Source organism: Pseudomonas sp., from assembly GCF_036387035.1.
In the GTDB taxonomy this organism is placed as follows: domain Bacteria; phylum Pseudomonadota; class Gammaproteobacteria; order Pseudomonadales; family Pseudomonadaceae; genus Aquipseudomonas.
This window is the reverse complement of record NZ_DASVUM010000039.1, coordinates 1-16,282: the sequence shown is the minus strand read 5'-3', so window position 1 is coordinate 16,282 and position 16,282 is coordinate 1. Positions and strand designations below refer to the sequence as shown.

General features: G+C 59.3%; 10 protein-coding genes and 1 pseudogene. 9 read left to right on the top strand and 2 right to left on the bottom strand.

The genetic code is table 11. From position 1 onward, the window contains the following. Nucleotides 1-222: pseudogene (locus VF672_RS03695) on the bottom strand (glutamine synthetase); the annotation flags it as partial. A gap of 340 nt (nucleotides 223-562) precedes the next feature. Here VF672_RS03695 and VF672_RS03690 point away from each other — a divergent pair. From VF672_RS03690 to VF672_RS03660, 7 genes are all read left to right on the top strand, one after another. After that, the gene (locus tag VF672_RS03690; RefSeq protein WP_331101589.1) at nucleotides 563-1,681 is read left to right on the top strand and encodes a DegT/DnrJ/EryC1/StrS family aminotransferase; all 1,119 of its coding nucleotides are present in this window, start codon (nucleotides 563-565) and stop codon (nucleotides 1,679-1,681) included. Nucleotides 1,682-1,684: 3 nt separating this feature from the next. Next, the gene (locus tag VF672_RS03685; RefSeq protein WP_331101587.1) at nucleotides 1,685-2,467 is read left to right on the top strand and encodes a WbqC family protein; all 783 of its coding nucleotides are present in this window, start codon (nucleotides 1,685-1,687) and stop codon (nucleotides 2,465-2,467) included. Further along, the gene (locus VF672_RS03680; protein WP_331101585.1) at nucleotides 2,460-3,452 is read left to right on the top strand and encodes a hypothetical protein; all 993 of its coding nucleotides are present in this window, start codon (nucleotides 2,460-2,462) and stop codon (nucleotides 3,450-3,452) included. The genes VF672_RS03685 and VF672_RS03680 overlap by 8 nt, the downstream gene beginning before the upstream one ends. Before the next feature lie 76 nt (nucleotides 3,453-3,528). Then, nucleotides 3,529-4,800: an ATP-grasp domain-containing protein gene (locus VF672_RS03675; protein WP_331101583.1), complete on the top strand. Its 1,272-nt coding sequence runs from the start codon at nucleotides 3,529-3,531 to the stop codon at nucleotides 4,798-4,800. A gap of 143 nt (nucleotides 4,801-4,943) precedes the next feature. Continuing rightward, nucleotides 4,944-5,546: a TylF/MycF/NovP-related O-methyltransferase gene (locus VF672_RS03670; RefSeq protein WP_331101581.1), complete on the top strand. Its 603-nt coding sequence runs from the start codon at nucleotides 4,944-4,946 to the stop codon at nucleotides 5,544-5,546. A gap of 95 nt (nucleotides 5,547-5,641) precedes the next feature. Continuing rightward, complete coding sequence (locus tag VF672_RS03665; RefSeq protein ID WP_331101579.1) at nucleotides 5,642-9,190, top strand: glycosyltransferase; 3,549 nt, start codon at nucleotides 5,642-5,644, stop codon at nucleotides 9,188-9,190. A gap of 214 nt (nucleotides 9,191-9,404) precedes the next feature. Next, entirely contained in the window at nucleotides 9,405-12,971 is a 3,567-nt protein-coding gene (locus tag VF672_RS03660) for a glycosyltransferase family 2 protein (RefSeq protein ID WP_331101577.1), read from the top strand. Between the two features lie 5 nt (nucleotides 12,972-12,976). Here VF672_RS03660 and VF672_RS03655 read toward each other — a convergent pair whose 3' ends face one another. Further along, complete coding sequence (locus tag VF672_RS03655; protein ID WP_331101575.1) at nucleotides 12,977-13,993, bottom strand: AraC family transcriptional regulator; 1,017 nt, start codon at nucleotides 13,991-13,993, stop codon at nucleotides 12,977-12,979. A gap of 187 nt (nucleotides 13,994-14,180) precedes the next feature. Here VF672_RS03655 and VF672_RS03650 point away from each other — a divergent pair, with 187 nt between their 5' ends. Further along, nucleotides 14,181-15,365 (top strand): acetyl-CoA C-acyltransferase family protein, encoded by a 1,185-nt coding sequence (locus VF672_RS03650; RefSeq protein ID WP_331101573.1) that lies wholly within the window; start codon nucleotides 14,181-14,183, stop codon nucleotides 15,363-15,365. A gap of 11 nt (nucleotides 15,366-15,376) precedes the next feature. Continuing rightward, nucleotides 15,377-16,228 carry a 3-hydroxybutyryl-CoA dehydrogenase gene (locus VF672_RS03645; protein WP_331101571.1) on the top strand — a complete coding sequence of 284 codons (852 nt, stop codon included), beginning with the start codon at nucleotides 15,377-15,379 and terminating at the stop codon, nucleotides 16,226-16,228. The last annotated feature ends 54 nt before the right edge of the window (nucleotides 16,229-16,282 follow it).

The window sequence follows — 16,282 nt, the reverse complement described above, 5'->3', positions numbered from 1 at the left end:
CAGGTCGCCGTCGTCGCTGCCGTAGAATTTCGACGGCGGGTAGCCGCCCATGATGCATTGCAGCAGCACGCCCCGCGCCAACTGCAACCGACGGCCTTCGAGAAACCCCTCGGCGGTCATCACCTTCCCTCGTGGCACGCCGTTCAAATCCGGCGTGACGCATTCAATTTCATCAATGCCCATCAGTCGCTGCGCGAGTGAATGGTGGTCATCGCTACTCATGACTCAAGTCCTTTTTGGTTGGGCACGCCGCACGGCGGCAAGGTGCACAAAATAAGCGTCAGTCGTTCGGAATATCAAGCGACGGGTCAGCTCTTCGCGCAAAAGCTGAGCCTGGGCCGTCGTCCCGCTCGGCATTCATCAGCGTCTCGCGCAGTAGTAGCGCCACTGACAGGTGCTGATCTCATGGCGTGACAGGTATTGGCCGATTTTTTGCTATCCAAGCTATACGCCGCCTTCAGACGTCATTTTTTCGGCACCGGCTGAAGCGCGCAATGCGACGTCCTGCGTCGACGCCTGTAACGGTCGAAGGATTTTAAACCGCCCATGAGCCTTGTTGTCCATGTCGAATTCAATTCCTGTCACCAGTCCGCTGCTTCCCCCGCTGGAAGAGTTCATGCCGTTTCTGGAGGAAATATGGGCCAGCAAGCGCCTAACCAACGGCGGTCCCTTCCATGAACAGCTGGAAGCCGCACTGGCCGAGCACCTGGGCGTGGAGCATGTGTGCCTGTTCTCCAACGGCACGCTGGCGCTGGTTACTGCTTTGCAAGCCATGCGCGTCACGGGCGAAGTGATCACCACCCCCTATTCATTCGTCGCAACCGCTCACTCGTTATTGTGGAACAGCCTCAAGCCGGTGTTTGTCGACATCGACCCGTTGACCAACAACCTGGACCCCAGGCGCATCGAAGAAGCGATAACGCCAGCGACCACAGCGATCCTGCCCGTTCACTGTTATGGCATTCCCTGTGATGTCGATGCCATCCAGAAAATTGCCGATACCTACGGCTTGAAAGTGATTTATGACGCCGCCCATGCATTCGGCGTGCGGCACAAGGGCACCAGTCTCTTGAATCATGGCGATCTTTCGGTGCTCAGCTTTCACGCCACCAAGGTGTTCAACACCTTTGAGGGCGGCGCGATCATCTGCCACGACAAAAAGGTCAAGCAACGCATCGATTACCTGAAGAACTTCGGCTTTGCCGACGAAGTCACGATCATGGCGCCTGGCATCAACGGCAAGATGAACGAGGTCCAGGCAGCATTCGGCATGCTCCAGTTGCGCCACATCGACTCCGCGCTGCAGTCGCGCAAGCGTTTGTTTGATCGCTATGCCGCGGCGCTGGCAGACGTGCCCGGCATTACCCTGCTGGAACAGCCGGACGCAGTTGACTGGAACTACGCCTATTGCCCCATTTTTATCGATGGCTCTCAGTTCGGGGTGAGCCGCGACGAGATGTACAACCGTTACCGGGCGCGCGACGTGCTTGTCCGCCGTTATTTCTACCCGCTGATCACCGAATTCCCTATGTACCGCAGTTTGCCTAGCTCGGACGCTGCGAAGCTCACGCACGCGCACCTGATTTCCAGCCGCGTACTGTGCCTGCCGATCTATCCCGATCTGACGGACGAGCAGCAGGATTTCATCCTCGACATCCTGCTCAGCGCACGTAGGACCTGACCGATGCAACCCATGCTTATTGCCCCGGCTCACAGCCCTACCGGGCTTGAACAGCAGTCGTACGCTCGTGCCCTTCTGGATCAAGGCCGTGTCGCCCTGATGCAACCCTATTTTCTTCCCTATCTGGGCTATTTTCAGCTGATCGCTGCCAGCGATTGCTTCGTGCTTTACGACAACGCGCAGTTCATCAAAAACGGCTGGATTGAACGCAACAGATACCTGCTCGATGGCAATGCCAAGTGGTTTGGCTTGCCTTTGGCAAAAGGCAAGCACACCCAGGTCATCAAGGAGCGCACTGTATCGCCACACTTTGACCGAGGCGCACTGATCAACAAACTGGCCTTTGCCTACCGTAAAGCCCCGCATGTTGAGCGGACTGTGGCCTGGCTGAGCGAACTGTTGAAATTACCGGCGGACAACGTGGCCGAGTACAACGAAATCGCACTGCGCTCGTGCTGCAGCCTCCTCAGGATCCATACACCGATACTCCGGGCAAGCGAATGGGCCGCCGCTTCCGAACACCGGGGACAAGGCCGAGTCATTGAGATCATTCAGGCGGTGGGGGGCGATTCGTATCTCAATCCGGCTGCGGGTGGTTACCTGTACGACAGCAGCACTTTCCTTGAAGCGGGTTATTCGCTGGAATTGCTCGAGCCTGTCCTGCCTCACTATGAACAATGCGGCGAACCGTTTGTACCAGGGCTGTCGATCCTCGACGCGCTCATGTTCAATGAACTTGAAACCGTCAGTGCGTGGGCACGTCAAGGCGTTCTTACCCATGCATGAGGCCATGGGGGGCTACTTCGAACTCGAATTGGCTCGCGGTCATCACCCGTTTCCCCACGCTCATGCCTACAACTCGGCTCGTTCCGCTTTTCAGGCGATTCTGCAGGCCCGTCGAAGCCGACGGGTTTTCATGCCGTTCTATCTGTGTTCAGTGATGCACGACGCAGCCCGGTCGGCCGGGGTTGAGGTGGTTAGCTATCACCTGACGCAGAGCCTGGAGCTTCAGAGGCTTCCATCTTTAAATGCAGAAGACGCGTTGCTATACGTCGACTATTTCGGACTGAAAACGCACTACATCAAGTCCACCCTTGTGGAGCGTTATCGCGAAGGGTTGATCGTCGATAATTCCCAGGCCTTCTTCTCGGCACCCGTCGACGGCATAGCCAGCCTGTACTCCCCGCGCAAATTCGTAGGCGTACCCGACGGTGGTTTACTGTTGAACGCACCCTCCACCCTGGATCGGCCAACGGCCGAAAAGTCCGTGAGCAGATTTGACGCGCTGCTCGGCAGATTGAGTGACGGGCCGGAAGCCTATTATTCGGATTTCCTGCAAGGCGAACATTCGCTCGGGGTCGAAGGCGTCAGGGGCATGTCCCGGGCCACTTACCGCCTGCTGGACAGCATTGACTACGCATCGGTGCGGAACAGACGAATAGAAAACTTCAGCCACCTGCATAACGCCCTATCTCTTTTTAATACAGCATCGTGGATTCCAGGCGAACCCTGCGCTGCGTTGTGCTATCCGCTGATGATGCAAGACGCGGCCCAAGCCTTGGGCTTACGTGATGCGCTGCGCCGAGAAAGAATTTTCGTGCCTTGTTATTGGCGCGAAGTGCTGGACGACGCTGCCTCCCCGGCACTGGAACGCGACATGTGCGGGAGACTTTTACCGCTGCCGATCGACCAGCGATACGGCACAGATGAGCTGGACAGAATGACAGCCCTGATCCGCACCTACTTCGCGACACAAATAGGGCCGCGGTGATGAGCAGGCGAGCCAAGACAGCTTGCAGACCTCTCGACATCAAGTCCCCTCGGATTGACCGCTCAGGATCCTGACAATGGCACGAATAAATGTTCTGGTTTTCCCCTGCGGTGCGGAAAACGCACTAGAGATTCATCAGGCGCTCGCGCACTCCGTGCATGTCAAGCTGTTCGGCGCATCGAGCGTCGACGACCATGGACGCATGATGTTCTCCAACTACGCGGGAGATTTGCCGCGTATAAACGCGGACAACTTCGATGATGCATTCAGCGCTTTGCTGGCTCGGTGGAACATCTCGTTGGTATTTGCGACACACGATACCGTTCAGGAGTATTTGGCAAATCGCATCCAGAACTGGAACGTTGCATTAGTCAACGGTGATGCTCAAACAGCAAGGGTTTCACGGCACAAGTCGCTCACGTATGCGTTGTTCGCAGATCAGCCCTGGGTGCCCCATGTTTATGCGGACTCAGGGTCGATCCATGAATGGCCTGTCGTGGTCAAACCTGATCTTGGACAGGGCGGTCAACACATCACCATCGCGGAATCTGTCGAGCAGGTTCGCGCTGCGCTCAAGCGAGTCGGGGCGCCGGTGATGGTCGAGTATCTACCTGGCGAGGAAATCACCGTTGATTGTTTCACGGATCGAAATCGGCAAATCGTATGGGTGGGACCGCGCAGCCGTGAGCGGGTAAAAGCCGGAATCTCCATGCGTTGCCGACCCCTGGATGTTTCGCCGCAGATCCTTGCCATTGCATCGGTGATCAATGAGCGCCTGCGGTTGCGCGGGCCTTGGTTCTTCCAACTCAAAAAAGACCCGCAAGATCAATGGAAACTGCTCGAAATCAGCTGCCGTGTTGCGGGTGCCATGGTCACCCAGCGCGCCCGCGGCCTTAACCTCCCTCTAATGGCCGTACATGACTTTATGGAGCGGTCCGTCAGCGCGCTGCCCATCAGCGGTGTGAAACTAATAGAAAGACGCTTGGCGACTTCAGTCGAACTATCGGCGGATTTCGACAGCGTTTATATCGATTTCGATGAGACAGTGATCATGGAGGGCCGCGCGATTCCATCGACGATGGCGTTTCTCTACCGCATGCTCGCAAAAGGCAAAAGGTTGATTTTGCTGACTCGTCACGCAGGCGATCCGCTGGCCGCGCTGGCACACGCTCGTGTCGATCCGAATCTGTTCGACGAGATCATCCATCTCCAGCAAGGCCAGAAAAAATCAGCCTCGATTTTCGGTAAATCCATCTTTGTCGATAATCACTTTCCTGAACGACTGGACGTTGCGACGACGTGCGCTATTCCGGTATTTGATGTAGATGCACTGGAGTTCATCAATTGAAAACATTTAAATTCGACGCGCTCCGCAGGTACCTCTTGCGCAGACTCCGCGACACGTGGATCAAGCCACTCGACCCCCATTACCCCCATTCGGCGCTGATATCGAGAGCCACTTATTCGCCTTGGTATAACGATCAAGCTTTCATGCACGTCTTCGAAACGATCAAGGACTCCACGCTGGTAGACATATATCGGTGTTATGAGCTCTGGACACTTTTGGGTCAGGTCGAGCACGTAAGCGGAGACGCCATAGAGGTAGGCGTATGGAAAGGCGGCACGGGCGGGCTGATAGCCAGTCAACTCAAACGGTTCACCGAAGCAAAAAAAGTTTATCTCTGCGACACTTTTGCCGGCGTGGTAAAGGCGAGTGAAAACGACACCCTTTATCAGGGCGGCGAACACGCCGACACCACTAAAGAGGCGGTGCTGGACCTTATGGCCCGACTGGACGTGGTTCAGCAAGTGGAGATTCTGCAGGGTATTTTTCCGGAAGAAAGCGCCTCTGGAGTGGAAGGCGTTCAGTTCGCCTTCTGCCATATCGACGTCGACACTTATCTGTCGGCCAAGGACGTTTTCGAATGGATTGCTCCGCGCCTGAGTATTCAAGGGATAGTGGTATTTGATGATTACGGCACCTGGGGATGCGAGGGTGTCACAAAACTGGTCCATGAGATCGCGCAGGACAAACGCTTCTTTTTATTCCAGAACCTGAATGGACATGCCGTGTTTCTCAAATTAACGGAATGAACCCGGCCGATAGCTGCCGGCTTTTTCGCTGTTAAAGCACGTGCCGCTCGATGAGCGGTTTGACTCAGGTTTTCTCATCACGGTCAGGTAAACCCATGAACGTTTCACGCCTCGTAAGCATCGTCATTCCCGCCTACAAGGCAACTCATTTTGAAGAAGCATTGCTCAGCGCGATGCGGCAAGACCATGACGATATGGAAATCGTGATCTGCGATGACTGTCCGAGCGACGCCATCCGAATCATCGTAGAAACGCTAAGGCCACAAAGTCCCTGCCCCGTGCGTTACTTCAAAAATCAAAGTGCTTTGGGTGAGGTTTTAAACGTTGCTCGCGGGGTAGAAGAATCGCATGGGGAGTACGTCAAGTTTCTTTACGATGATGATCTGCTGGAAACCGACTGTGTCAGCTCGTTGTTGGCGGTACTCGAGGGTTCGCCGGATATCAGACTGGCAACATCTGCCCGGCGCCTGATCGATGAACGCGGTGGTTTTCTCCCGGATAATCTACTCACAGTGTTCCCCTTTGGCGGTGATGTCGTCATCCACGGACCTGAACTGGCAGCATTCATTTCGGAGCTGCCCGTTACTTTTATGGGCGAGCCTAGCGCGGTCATGGTACGGCGGGAAGATGTGCTGAGCTTCGGACCTGAGATCATGTCGTTGCAAGGCAAGCTCATCGACTGGCTAGGCGACATTACGCTTTACGTGAAGCTTCTGCGCCTTGGCGATATGGCAATGCTGCGTCGTCCGTTATCACGATTTCGCATTACAGACATGCAAGCCAGTAGCACTGTGCGCGACGCGCCGCAACTCGGGCTGGAAGGTCATGAAAATCTGCGCCGCATTACCGCCGAGCTCGGCTGGAAGCGCGACTACGAGCGCAACGGGCACGTAAAGGTTGCGCCGCTGAATGATAGGGAAAAGCGCTTTGAGTATGACCTTCGCGCGTTCTATTGGCAGAAATCCCCTGATCAGATTCAACAGGACACGCTAAAAAGGTGGCTTAAGGAACGGCTGCCTACTCCGGCTCAGGGGATGTTCGTGCAACGCTATTTCAGCGATGGGCACGTCATGCCGGCTCTTGCCTTCGTGATCCGGGCCTTTCAGCGCCAGGCTCAACAACTGGAGGAGACGCTTACCAATCTGCAGTTCTCCACAAAGGGCTGGATGTCGCCCAGGGTTTTCGTTCTATACGATGAAAACTACAGCGCGGGTTCGCAGGCATCTGGCTTGCCAATTACCTGGATTGCGGTGTCGCCTGGTAACAGTGCGCCACAACTCAATCGATTGTTGGAAGACCGGAGTTTTGACTGGTTCCTGATACTCGATGCAGGCGCTAAAGTTGATGCTGCCACGCTACTGAAATGTGCGATCACGCTGACAGAGCACCCGACGGCGCACGCGTTGTTCGGCGACGAGATTATCGAGACGGGGGCCGATAAGTCCGACGTCATGCTCCGCACTGACTTTAACCTCGACTATTTATTGAGTTGTCCCTCAGCCGCCAGCAAGCACTGGATCATCAATCGTGATTCGGCCATCAATGTGGGCAAATTCGATGCGCAATATCCTCAAGCCCTCGAATTCGACCTTATCCTCAGACTGATTGAGCATGCGGGCTTAGAGGGCTTCGAGCATGTCGCCGGCCCACTGGTCAGCTATGCAGCCGGGCAGGTCCTGCACAGTGTGGACGAGGTTCGTACCCTTGAACGTCACCTGCAGGTGCGAGGTTATGAACAGGGCAGCGTCCACCTGCTGGCCCATGGATGTTACAGACTGAATTACGGTCAAACCCGTACCCCGAAAGTGTCGATCATTGTTGTCGCCCACGACGAGATAGAGGCGCTTCAACGTTGCGTGGAAAGCGTTCTCGAAAAAACGGCCTTCAGCAACTACGAAATCATCATCGTCGATAACGCCAGTCAGACCCCGCAAGCTCAAGACTGGATGGCAGGCGTGGAAGCCATGCAGCTGGAACAGGTACGCGCCGTGCGCCTGGCTCATCGGGTTAACGAAAGCGTCGCTATAAACAGAGCGGCACAACATGCGACGGGTGAATACCTGGTGATGCTCAGCCATGAAACTGCGGTGCTTCAGGTTGACTGGCTTGAACGTCTACTGAATCACGGAATGCGCCCCGAAGTCGGGGTCGTCGGCGCGAAACTGCTGGCACCTGACGGCACCGTCCAGGACTCAGGTGTCGTGCTAGGCCGCGAAATCATTGCCACTCAGCTCTTTCTGGGGCAGAGCTCTGCAAGTCCGGGCTATATGTACCGTTTGCTCGTGGATCAAAATTACAGCGCAGTGTCAGGCGCGTGCCTGATGATCAGTCGTTCACTGTTCGAGGCCGTTGGCGGTCTGGACGAGGGTTATTTCAGCGATCGATACAGCGCGATTGACCTTTGCCTCAAGGCTCGGGAATCCGGACAGTTGATCGTCTGGACGCCCCACGCCTTTCTTCTCAAAGACTGCGGCGCAGCGAAACCCGCGCTACCTGACGATGAAGACAAAGAGGGTGAACTGCGGGAGCAGGAGACCGCCAAATTCTATAAAAGATGGATGGACTATGTTGTCCATGATGCCTTCGACAACATTAATTTCTGTGCCAAGGGCCAATCTTTGCAACTCGACATACGCGCCGATCGATCTTCGCGCTTGTTGTCGTGGCGACCGGCACCGCTGGTTGTCGCTTACCCCCAAGCGGACGGTGATGCCTACAGGCGCCTGGTCCCGCCTTTGAAAAAGCTCGGGGACATCTTGCGCATCGAGCCTGTCTGCACTGAAGACCGGCTGACGATTGCCGAGATGGTGCGTGTAAGCCCGCAAGCGGTGGTCGTGCAGCACTCATGGGACGCCCAGGTTGTCGGAGAACTCACGGCCATTGGCAGGTATACAAATGCCATGAAAATTTACGACCTCAGCCCTCTCACCGTTCAACCTGGCGCAACGGGGAGCGGATTCTCACCGGGTGATATTCAAAGTTCTCTGAGGCAGAGACTCGAACGGGTCGACAGGTTGATCGTGTCTAACGCCGCGCTGGCAGACGAGCTTTCCGGGTCCCATGCAGACATACGGATTATCCAGGATCGGCTCGACGACACCTGGCTAGATTTAGCTGGCCACGAATATCCATACCGCAGGCCAAGGGTGGGCTGGGTCGGAACGGCCGAAGAAGTAAACGATTTAGTGTTGATCAGCGATGTCATCAAGGACACCGCGAGGCATGTCGACTGGATCATCATGGGACCCTGCCCCGAAGCGCTTCGCCCATGGATCCGAGAGCTGCGCAGCCCGGTAGAAGGCCAACTTTACCCAGGGATCGTTGCCAGCCTGGCGCTTGATGTCGCCGTGATCCCGGTCAACGACGGTCCGTTCAGTGAATACAAAAGTATCCGTCGCGCGCTCGAGTTGGGGGCTTGCGGATACCCCGTGATTACAAGCGATGTGCAAAGCATGCGTGTGGACCTGCTTCTAAATCCGGTGCAGAACACCACAGCCGCGTGGGTGAAGGCTATCAACGAATATGTGAACGACGGCGAAGAATCGAAGCGGCTGGGTGCCCAGCTCAAGCGCGACATCAGGCAGCGCTGGATGCTTGATGAGCCCTACTTGCAAACGTGGCAATCAGTACTCCTGGGGCATTGACCGCGTCGGGCAGCGATGCCATGGCTCACATTACTGGCCTTGGCCAGATAACGGGTGGGCCAAGGGTTCAGCAACCCGACCCGATGCCTCATTCAGTCCGGTTGATGCGCCGCGCCCCTTCAACCGCGGGCGCTTGGCCGGGATATTGCTTCAACCGCCGCTCATGCCGTGAGCGTCATTTTCATGGCAGATTTTATAATTACCGGATACCCCCATGGATTCTCAACGACTGGTCAGTGTCGTCATTGCCGTCTGCCGCACCGAGTTTTTTGAAACCGCGCTGCGCAGCGTGATCGGGCAGACCCACGATGCCATCGAAATCGTGATTTGCGACGACGCCACCGATGGTCTGGCGGAGACCGTGACGGACCTTTACCGGGCGTCGTGCCAATGGCCGATCCGCTACCTGCGCAACGAGTCTGCCCAAGGGGCGGACGCCTGTTTTACCCGTGGGCTGAGCGAGGCGTCCGGGCGCTACATCAAATTCATGGCGGGGGACGCCTTTCTGGCGCCGGACTGCCTTGAGCAGATGGTCGCCGCGCTTGAGGTCAATCCTCAGGCCTCGCTGGTGGCTGCGCACCGCCAATGGTTAAACGCTGAGGGCGCGGCGCTGGAAGAGAATCTGGCGACGCGCTTTCGCGTCACCGAGCCCACGGTTTTCCATGGCCCCGAAGTCGTCGGGCTGCTTGGCGAGTTCACCTGCAATTTCATTGGCGAATTGAGCAGCGTGCTGTGTCGCCGTGACGACTTGCTCGCACTGGGCGCCGACCTGTTTTCCCTCAACGGTGAGTCTGTTGGTCCACTCGGGCCTCTGGCGCTGTACGCCAAACTGCTGCACGACGCCGAGCTGATTTTGCTGCCGGCCGCGCTGACGGGGACGCGCATCGCGCCGCAGCAACTGACCGAACAGGGCATCGAAATCGCCGGTGCGGACAGTGATCATCTGCCCGTGTTTCATCGCCTGATTCGTGAGGCCGGCTGGGCCAGCACGTCGCTGGACAACGGCTGGGTGGGCGCCCGTCCGCTGTCGGCGTCCCAGGGGTTCACTGACTTCAACCTGCTTGCGCAGTTATCCGCACCGATGCCGCAACGGCTTAACCCGCAGCAGGTCGAGGCCTGGCTCGGTCATCGCGTGCCCACGGCCGAACAACAGACGCAGATCGACCAGCACCTGGCCGAGGTCGGCGCGCCTTCGCTGCTGGTGGTGCTGAAGGATTTCGACAACGCTCCGGACAAGGTTCAGCGCAGCCTCGACAGCCTGCCTTCCCATGGCGCCCTGCACGCTGCAATGACGGTGGCGGTGTTGACCAACGCGACCGAGCTGCCGGTCAGCGCCCTCGGCGTTCGGTTGAAGACCTTGGCCATCGGCGACTTGAACGCCGCCGCACTGCTCAACCGCGTTGTCGAGACTCAGGGTTTCGACTGGCTGATCGTCATTGACGCCGGTACGCAATTTACGCCGTTTGGCCTGACCGCCAGCGCGCTGAAGCTGATGGACGCCGCGGACGCCCGCGCTGTGTTCGCCGACGAAATGCATCGCCGGCCAAGAGGCGGCTTGAGTTCAGCCATGCGCCCGGACTTTAATCTCGACTATCTGCTGAGCTACCCGCTGCTGACCGCGAGCCACTGGCTGTTCCGCCGGCAAACGCTGGCAGACCTCGGCGGCTTCGATGAGCGCTTTGCCGATGCCGCGGAATTTGATCTGATTTTGCGTCTGTTCGAGCGTGAAGGCGCCGAGCGGATCGTCCACATTAGCGAGCCGCTGCTGGTCTGCGACCTGCCGGAGGCCGTCGAAAACCCTCACGAGGTCGAGACGCTGCAACGCCATCTGCACGTGCGCGGTTACCCGCAAGCCACCGTCGAGCACACCCTGTCGCGCCGTTATCACGTGCACTACGGTCACAACGAACAACCGCTGGTCTCGATCATCGTTCCGACCAAGGATCAACTGCCGTTTCTGCGGCGCTGCGTCGAAACCCTGCTGCACACCACCCGCTACCTGAATTACGAGCTGCTGATCGTCGACAACAACAGCGAGACGCCCGAAGCGCTTGAATGGCTGGCGCGCATCGACGCCTTGAGCTCGGCGCAGGTCCGGGTGCTGCGCTACCCGCACCCGTTCAACTATTCGCGCATCAATAACGTCGCTGCGGCCCAGGCCAAGGGCGAGTACCTGGTGCTGTTGAACAACGACACTGCGATCGTGCATGGTCGCTGGCTCGACGAACTGCTCAACCATGCCCTGCGCCCTGAAGTGGGCGTGGTCGGCGCCAAGCTGCTGTTCCCCAATGGCCGCATGCAGCATGCGGGCGTGCGCCTGGGCATGGACGGCCCCGCCGGTCATCAGCACATCGGCGAGCCGGGGCACATTCAGGGTTACATGCAGCGTGTGCAGGTGGATCAAGACTTGAGCGCCGTGACGGCGGCCTGCCTGATGATTCGCCGCTCGATTTACGAGGACGTCGGCGGGCTGGATGAAGAAGCCTTCGTCGTGTCCTACAACGACGTCGATCTCTGCATGAAAGTCGGCGCGGGCGGTTACCTGAATGTCTGGACGCCCCATTCGGTGCTGATTCACGAAGGCAGCGTCAGCCAGACCCACGTTGACACCGCCACGCACCAGGCCAAGCGCAAGCGCTTCGTTGGCGAGCAACTGACGATGTACCGCAAATGGCTGCCGACGCTGGCCAACGACAGCGCCTTCAACACCAACCTGTCGTTCGAGCTGCAATCGGTCGAGCTCGAACTCAACATGCCGCTGGTCTGGCGGCCGATGGCGTGGCGCCGCGACCCGGTCGTACTCGCCTACCCTGCCGGTCTCTGGGCCTCGCCCCATGAGCGGGTAATCGCGCCTTTCGACACGCTGCACGCCGCCGGCTTCATCGACGGCATGCTCAGCAGCCAGCCGCTGTCGATCCCCCAGGAAGGGCGTTTAAAACCGGATGTCATGGTGTTTCAGGCCCGACTCGACGCGGATCATCTACAAACCATCGCCCGCGCCCAACTGCTGCCGAATGCGTTCGTGGTGCTTGACCTCAATGACCTGCAACTGGGTTCACAAACGCCGGGAGAGGATGCGTTCGCCTTCGATGCCGAGTGCGTGGACCTGCTGCAAAAGAGCCTGCATCAGGCCCATCGGGTGATCGCTTCGACGCAGGTGCTGGCCGACATCGCCGGGGAGTTTCACGCCGATGTACGACTGATCCCCTCGCGCCTGGCGCCCCAGGTCTGGGGCAACCTCACGCCGCGCCGCGGGGTGGGTGACAAACCGAGGGTCGGGCTGGTCAGTGATCGTTGGCAGCCACAGGATCTGCACCTGATCCTCGCGGTGGTTCAGGCCCTGGCCGATGAGGTCGAGTGGGTGGTCGTGGGCGATGACCAGAGCGTGCTGCGCGGTCATGTCCATGAATCCCACGACCGGCCGCCCGCCGAGCAATACGCGCAAACCGTCGCCGACTTGAACCTTGACCTGGCCCTGCTGCCGGCGGTGGATAACCTGTTCAGCGCCTGCAAAAACAACATCACCCTGCTCCAGCTCGGCGCCTGCGGTGTGCCGCTGATCTGCAGCGATGTGCGCGCCTACGCAGGGGATTTACCGGTGACGCGGGTGCCGAACACCCTGGAAGCCTGGGTCAATCTGATTCGCGCCCACACGATGGACCTGACCAGCGCAGCGCTGCTGGGCGACGATCTGCGCGCGCAGGTCCTGCGCGACTGGATGCTCGACGACGCTGCCGTTCAGGCCTGGCGTGAGGCGTGGCTGCCAGCCGTTGCACGCTGAGCGGCTCATCCGTCGCGGGCGGCGTGCTGCTTGCGGTAGCCGCCCGGACTCTCCCCCGTCCACTTCTTGAATGCGCGGTGAAACGCGCTCGGCTCCTGAAAGCCCACCAGCGAGGCGATCTCGACAACGCTCAGCTCGGTGTCGCGCAGCTTCTGCTGGGCGATGCCGCGCCGGACGTCGTCCTTGATGCCCTGAAACGCACAGCCCTCACGCTCCAGCCGACGGCGGAAAGTCGTCGCGCTGAGCTTCAGTTCATCGGCCATTTCCAGCAACGTCGGCCAATGACCGTAATGGCTGTCGCGCAGGCGTTGATAGACCTGCGCCGCCAGCCCGCGCTGGTTGCGATAGCGGATGACCAGCCACTGCGGGGCGGTGCGCAAAAATGACTTGAGCGACGGCAGAGACTGCACGACCGGCAACCGCAGGCACTGGCTGGAGAATTCGATTTCGGTGCGCGGCTCGCCAAAACTCAGGTTGAAACCCCAGAGCAGCGAATCGTCGCTGAGGCGTTCGCGACGCTGGCGAAACTGCGCCCGGTCGATGCTGATGCGGCGCCCGCCCAGCCAGCACAGCAGGCTGATCATGAGCAGCAAAAACGTCTCTTCACCAAAGCGCTGCCGCACCGGGTCGTCGCAGGTGGTATCCAGCGCGAGCACCGCGCGCGAGCCGCGCACGATGAGGCTGCCGCGAAAGTCGCGCAGGAACAGCCCGAAATTGCTCAGGCACTGGCGCAGGGCTTTTTCCAGATTGGGTTCCTGAATCAGCCCTCGGCAAATCAGGGCGAAGCTGCCCAAGGGCATGCCGTGGGAATCGAGGCCGAAAAACTCGTCGCCCAGCTCCTTGATCTGAATCAGCCACAACGCTGCAAACGCACTGGCCGAGACCCGCGCCGTGGGGTCGTCGAGCAGCGCCATGTCGATGTCCGCCGCCTGCAAAACGGACTGCAAGCGCAACGGCTGGTTGCGCAACGCGTGGACGATCAACTGGACGAAGTAGATCGACACTGAATCCTTTTCCCGCATGACCGCCTTTCCCTTCGTATGTGATGCACCACAGACCCAGCGCTGATGGTAAAGAACGCCAGCCCATCTGGACAGTTTCGGCATAGGCCCGTCCCGACCGCCGATCTAGACTTGCCCGCAGGCAGCACCGGGCCGAAACGCCATTTTGCAGCGCCCCCAATAATTCCAATACGTTTCAGGAGTCTTCATGAGCACACCCGAAGTTTTCGTCGTCAGCGCACTGCGTACCGCCATCGGTGGATTCGGCGGTTCCCTCAAGGAGGTCTCGCCTATCGAGCTGGGCACACAGGTCAGCCGCGCCGCGCTGGCCGCATCCGGGCTTGCCCCTGAGCACATCGGTCATGTGGTCATGGGCCACGTGATCCCCACCGAAGTGCGTGACGCCTATTTGTCCCGCGTTATCGCTCTCGAAGCCGGCCTCAACAAAGAAACCCCCGCGATGAACGTCAACCGCTTGTGCGGTTCGGGGCTGCAAGCCATCGTGTCGGCGGCGCAGTCGCTGATGCTCGGCGATGCCAATGCGGTGCTGGCCGGCGGCGCAGAGTCCATGAGCCGTGGCGCGTACATCATGCCGCAAGCCCGCTGGGGCGCGCGCATGGGCAACGTGCAGGCGTATGACTACATGCTCGGCGCGTTGCACGACCCGTTCGCCAATATCCACATGGGCATCACTGCCGAGAACATTGCCGAGCAGTACGGCATCACCCGCGCCGATCAGGACGCGCTGGCGCTGAGCAGCCAGCAGCGCGCCGCTCACGCCATCGCCGAGGGCCGTTTCAAGGGCCAGATCGTGCCGATCGAGATCGCCACGCGCAAAGGCACCGTGACCTTCGCCCAGGACGAGCACGTCCGTGGCGACGTCACCGCCGATCAGCTGAACGCCATGAAGACCGCGTTCAAAAAAGACGGCACCGTCACAGCGGGTAATGCGTCCGGCCTGAACGACGGCGCGGCGGCGCTGGTAATGGCCAACGGCGACACCGTCCGCGAGCAGGGCCTCACACCGATGGCCCGTCTGGTGGCGTATGCCCATGCCGGGGTTGATCCGTCGGTGATGGGGTTGGGACCGATTCCCGCCAGCCGTAAAGCGCTGGAACGCGCGGGCCTCACCGTGGCTGACCTGGACGTCATCGAATCCAACGAAGCGTTCGCCGCCCAGGCCTGCGCCGTCGCCCGTGAGCTGGGCTTCGATCCGGCGAAGGTCAACCCGAACGGCTCGGGCATCTCCCTCGGCCATCCCGTGGGCGCCACCGGCGCGATCATCGCCACCAAAGCGATTCACGAGTTGCACCGGATCCAGGGCCGCTACGCACTGGTGACCATGTGCATCGGCGGCGGCCAGGGCATCGCCGTGATCTTTGAACGCGTGTAAGGAGGTTATCAATGAGCATGCAACACATCGCCATGATCGGCGCCGGCACCATGGGCAACGGCATCGCGCAGGTCTGCGCGGTGGCCGGTTACGCGGTGACGCTGCTGGATGTTTCCGACACGGCACTGGAGCGCGGCATGGCGACCGTGCGCAAGAATCTCGAGCGGCAGGTGACCAAACAGACGGTGACCGCCGATGACGCGCAAGCGGCCTTGGGACGCATCAGCGTCACCACCGACTACGATCAGTTGCAGGGCGCGCAATGGGTCATCGAAGCGGCCACCGAAAACCTTGAGCTGAAGCTGCGCCTGCTCAAGCAGATCGCCAGCCATGTCGACCGCGAGTGCGTGATCGCGTCGAACACCTCGTCGCTGTCGATCACTCAACTGGCGGCCAGCGTCGAACACCCGGAGCGGTTCATCGGGCTGCACTTCTTCAACCCGGTGCCGATGATGAACCTGATCGAGGTCATCCGCGGCTTGCAGACGGCGGACACCACCCATGTGGCGGCGATCAAGCTGGCTGAACGGTTGAACAAGACGGCGATCACTGCCGGCAACCGGCCAGGGTTTGTGGTCAACCGGATTCTGGTGCCGATGATCAACGAAGCGATTCTGGTGTTGCAGGAAGGTCTGGCCACGGCCCAGGACATCGACGACGGCATGCGCCTGGGCTGCAACCAGCCCATCGGCCCGCTGGCGCTGGCTGACCTGATCGGACTGGACACTTTGCTGGCGATCATTGAAGCGTTCAACGAAGGCTTCAACGACAGCAAATACCGCCCCGCGCCGCTGCTCAAGGAAATGGTCGCGGCGGGGTACTTGGGCCGCAAGACCGGTCGTGGGTTTTTTGTTTATAACTGAGTGAGCGTGGATGTGGGACAGCGTGTTTCTGGTAGGGCCGGGTTTAGCCGGGAA